This is a genomic window from uncultured Nostoc sp. (assembly GCF_964245575.1).
GTDB lineage: Bacteria > Cyanobacteriota > Cyanobacteriia > Cyanobacteriales > Nostocaceae > Nostoc.
The window spans coordinates 1-4,517 of record NZ_CAXTNP010000435.1 but is presented as its reverse complement, the minus strand read 5'-3'; the positions used below and the strand labels follow the sequence as shown (position 1 = coordinate 4,517).

Genomic DNA, 4,517 nt, shown 5'->3' with positions numbered 1-4,517 from the left:
CATCGATCACAATTTGCTTTCTGCCGCCTAATCTTAACCCGAACTCACGTTAAATAGGTAATTGGTTATAGCCAGCAAGTAGTATGCTATTTTTGCGGAATTGAGCATTACTAATGAGTAGAACTTTAATTAAAGAGCTTAGACTTTACCAAAAGATAACCCATGTTAAATAGTCAACAGTTGATTAGTCTAATAACGATCGGGTTGTTTCTGATGGGGACGCAACCAACAATTGCCCAATCAAATGCAAATATTCCAAGGCCGACTAATCGCTCAAAACTCCAGCGGATAATATTCAAACCACCACTAAATCAGGGGAAGCCAAAATTTACATTATCAGCAGGGTCTCGTAGTAATTGGCAATGTCCTCAAGATGCAACATCAACAACCACTTCATCTAACCAGATCCCTGTAATGTCCGTTGTTCCGACTGACAGCAACTATGGGTTGACTATAGCAGAGCATCCGACATTTTTAGTGTATCTGCCCCAAACATCTGCCAAGCAAGTAGTCTTAAGCTTGATAACAGAAGACAATCAGCTTTATTCCCAAAGCTTCATTCTTATTAAAGGTGAACCTGGTATTATTGGCATCAAGTCAGCAGATAGCTCACCCCCTCTGCAAGTAGGTAAAAATTATCAGTGGGCTTTAGCGTTGATATGTGGGGAAAAACCTAGCCCTAACGATCCAGTAATTACCTCGTGGGTACACCGTGTGGCTTTACCTCAACTCCAGAGTCAGCAGAGGACAACTTTGGAGCAGGTAGATGCTTACAGTGAAGAAGGAATTTGGTACGATGCCGTCATTGCCCTAGCTCAAATCAAAAACACTCAGCCTGATAATCAAGTCATAGCAGATACCTGGACTGACTTTCTTAAGTCTGTAGGGCTAGAAGCGATCGCTACTCAATCGCTTCGGTTGTAAAAGTGGCTAACTGTTTTTCTCGTAACTGCTGCTCGATAAAAGCCTGATTCTTCTGGCTTTCTGACTGCTTGAGGTATTCAATGGCAATTGCTCCAGCAAGGGGATGGTCTTGGCACATTTCAAAAAGCAGTGCCAAAGTATGATGGAATTGGAGTCTTTCGAGTTGTTTGTGAGTAACCAACTCTAAGGCGACTGCTGATCCCAAAAATACTAACAGCGAGGGAATGATGGGTAACCACCAGCCTAAGCAAAAGGCTAAAAAGCCAATCCCCAAAAGCCCAGCACCAACAAGGATTATACTGGCAGAGATCGCAATTGAACACCTCAACTGTCGGCTAACTACTGCTCCTAATCCCGCCCAAACTAAAATCCACAGCCATTCTATGGGTTCTTGCCAAACATGAAGCAAAGGTCTATCATCAAGAACAGCACTAATTATTTGACTGATAATGTTTGCATGAATAATCACCCCATTCATCGGCTGCGAAAAACTAAATAGACCAATATTATAGGGCGTATAAAATATATCTTTAATACTTGCAGCAGTAGTGCCAATCAAAACTAGGCGATCGCGTAAACTATCAGGGGGAATGCGCTTTTCCAAGATATCCCTTAAAGGGAAAGTAGCAAAATTTTCCTGATTCCCTCTAAAGTTCAGCAAAATCTGATAACCTCCAGAATCTGCATGAACGTAGCCTCCATCATTACCCACAAACCTTTCAAACACTGCTTTACCCCAACGCCACCTTTGACGTTGGGGGTCGTTGTCAACCAATTCTATGGTTATCTTTTCATTCTCTAAATAGTGCAGCGCCAGTTTCATTGCCAAACTGTAGCGTGTTTCATTTTGCGAGACGTTTACTGATAATAATGCACGACGCACCTTATTATCTGCATCCACAACCTGATCGGCAAAGCCCACCCTTTCTGGGTCAAGAGTGGGAGGAGGGGCAATGATATCAATCTTACTTCCCCCAACTTTCTCAATTCCATATAAGTTAGAAGTTGATTTGAAGATGTTAACCAAATCCTGATGCCCAGGTTCTACAGGCAAATCTCGAAAAATATCTAAACCAATTGCTCTAGGTTTTTGGGCTTTAATATTGGCAATTGCCTTAGCTAAAACTTGATCGGGGATAGGCCACTTTCCTACCTTTTGTATATCTTCTTCATCAATAGTGACAATCGCTATCCGTTTCTCTGGTGATTCTAGCAACAGCCGCCAGCAAAAAAACTGGTCAAGCATATTCCACTCACCACCCTGCAACAATCCACCAAAGCGCAGCAGCAGAATAGGTGCAGTCACAAATATAGCAATCCGTGGTATCCAACCCCAACCAATTCGCCGTTGCAAAACTTTTAGCTTGACTTTTTGTCTAGCTTGTGCCAAAAGTTTATTAGCTTGTGCTAGTGCTTGCAGTGACATTTGGGCTTGGCGTTTAGCTAATTCCTGACTAGCGGCTAAAAATTGATAATCTAAATCGCCAAGGCTTTTACCTAATGCCCAAACTAAGGTATCTTGTAAAGCTTGTCCTCGCAATAGATAGGATTGATCTTGGTAAGCTGATGCTGACCAGGCTGCGATCGCTTCTGCATAAGGTCGCAACTCTGTTAATTTACGCTCAACCCAACTGTGGTTAAATACAGCTTCGTAAATGCGATTATATACCTTGAGCTTGCCTTGTTGCTCAACTACTAACCCTGATAATCGTAATTCGATTTGTTCAGGAGTACCATCAGCAGAAATTTCTCCTTGACGTAAAATTTGCTGGTATAATTCTAATAATCTACCTGTACGTTTTTCATTTCTGTACAAGATGCGATCGCGAATAGTCCTCAAATGCTCAGGTTCATCTTGAGATTCCCAATTCTCAACAATGTGCGACCTTACTACTTGCTCAACCGATGAAAATCTTTGAGCAGTTGACTCCAAAACTATAAATTGACACAGCTTTTGCGTCAGAAACGGTTGCCCACCTGTCCATTCTAGTATCTCCATGATAACCTTTTCGGGGTTGCTCACTCTCTGTTTCAAACCATCTATTAACGGTTGTACTTCATCAGGCTGAAATCCTTGCAGTTCAATCGCCTTGCCAATATTGAATGGTGTCTGGGTTTTATCTTGAATCAGTTCGTTAGGATTTGCAACCCCCAAGAGTGCAAAAGTCAAACGCCTATATTCATAATTAACCTCTCTTTGCTGAAAAAAGAATCTAATTAAAGCAAAAAAATCATCCAAAGAGAAATTCTGACTCAAAACGCGATCAATTTCATCAATAAAAATAACTATATTTTGCTTTACCTCCACTAACAGTACTTCTTCAATAAATTTGTTCAAACACTGTACCGGTGAAAGCAAATCTCGCCGCTCACGCCACCAACTCCGCCATTGAATTTTTGAGTGCAGTTGGCAACTACTCACCAAAGATTGGACAATCCCTGCATACCACTTTTCTGGAGTTACATCCTGTGTTCCCATTCCTGTCAAGTCAATAAACGCACAGATGATTCCTTCTGCTTGTAGCCTTTGCATCATCTGCACTCGCAAGCTAGACTTGCCCATCTGCCGCGAGTTCAGCACATAACAAAACTGACCCCACTTTAAGCGCTCATAAAATTCTCTATCAGCATATCGTTTCACATAGCTAGGAGCATTACTCTCAAGACTCCCTCCGATTTGATATTCAAAGTTTGATTTTGCTGCTGTCATCAAGGCTATCCTTTACATTTTCCAATATATTTAGTTTTAATTTCATATACAGTGATATAAATAATTTATTATCTAACATTCCTAGAGAAGAATTATACTATTTTCATTGATCAACTGACTTTAGCTGACTTTTACCTATTTTCGATTTTTGAGTATTCCTAATTAATTAATAAATATCTGACTTTTTCCTCTTGTATGATTCATAACATAGCATAAAGATACTGGTATGGGTTAAAGAAACTTACGGATGCCATTAACCACTACTAAAGGAGTCTCAAATGTCTTTTCCAAGCTTGAAAAAATTTCTTTTATTTGCTTTTAGTATCAATAATAACATCGTATCATATGAGTCTATGTCTCCTGAAAACCGTTCTTCAGAGAAGAATAAGTACGCATCTATTGGTGCATCTATTTTACTAATTGCTGTTGTAGCTTTTTTATCTGGAAGCTATGCATTATATACTGAATTTAACTCGGTTTTAGTCTCTAGTTCGATAGGTTTTATTTGGGGAATAAAGATTTTTAATTTAGATAGGTTTGTTATTTTAAGTAGCAAAAAGAAAAAAATAATTTGCAGGCAGATATCATAGTAATCATTCCTCATTTAATCCTGGATTTTTCATTAGGTTTTGTTATTGCTAAACCTGTGGAGATAAAAACTTTTACAAATAAAATAAACTAAAAAATTGATGAAATGAATACTCAAACAAGCACAAAACTGGAGGAAACAGAGGAAGATATTAAAGGAAATTTATAAAAATCAAGTGAATAAAATAGCTTTCTTAAAACGAAACTCATATTCAATTGATCTTGTGAAAAAAAGCAATGATAAATAAGATCAGGAAAAAGAAAAAGTCCAATAACAAACTAAATTGAGGATAGA

At 39.0% G+C, this 4,517-nt stretch carries 3 protein-coding genes; 2 read left to right on the top strand and 1 reads right to left on the bottom strand.

Annotation, left to right across the window (positions count from 1 at the left end; genetic code table 11):
* The first annotated feature begins 162 nt into the window (after positions 1–162).
* A complete protein-coding gene (locus tag ACFFAP_RS36335) occupies positions 163–924 on the top strand; it encodes a DUF928 domain-containing protein (protein ID WP_375515757.1) in 762 nt (253 codons plus the stop codon).
* Here the strand turns inward: ACFFAP_RS36335 and ACFFAP_RS36330 are convergent.
* Complete coding sequence (locus ACFFAP_RS36330; RefSeq protein WP_375515756.1) at positions 902–3,634, bottom strand: CHASE2 domain-containing protein; 2,733 nt, start codon at positions 3,632–3,634, stop codon at positions 902–904. The genes ACFFAP_RS36335 and ACFFAP_RS36330 overlap by 23 nt on opposite strands.
* Positions 3,635–3,912: 278 nt before the next feature.
* On the opposite strand from ACFFAP_RS36330, the gene ACFFAP_RS36325 reads away from it, so the two are divergent.
* Entirely contained in the window at positions 3,913–4,224 is a 312-nt protein-coding gene (locus tag ACFFAP_RS36325) for a DUF4407 domain-containing protein (protein WP_375515755.1), read from the top strand.
* The last annotated feature ends 293 nt before the right edge of the window (positions 4,225–4,517 follow it).

Excerpts from the sequence above, each read along its gene's own strand:
- ACFFAP_RS36325 (WP_375515755.1), top strand. The coding sequence starts at position 3,913 with ATGTCTTTTCCAAGCTTGAAAAAATTTCTTTTATTTGCTTTTAGTATC.
- ACFFAP_RS36335 (WP_375515757.1), top strand. The coding sequence starts at position 163 with ATGTTAAATAGTCAACAGTTGATTAGTCTAATAACGATCGGGTTGTTT.
- ACFFAP_RS36330 (WP_375515756.1), bottom strand. The coding sequence starts at position 3,634 with ATGACAGCAGCAAAATCAAACTTTGAATATCAAATCGGAGGGAGTCTT.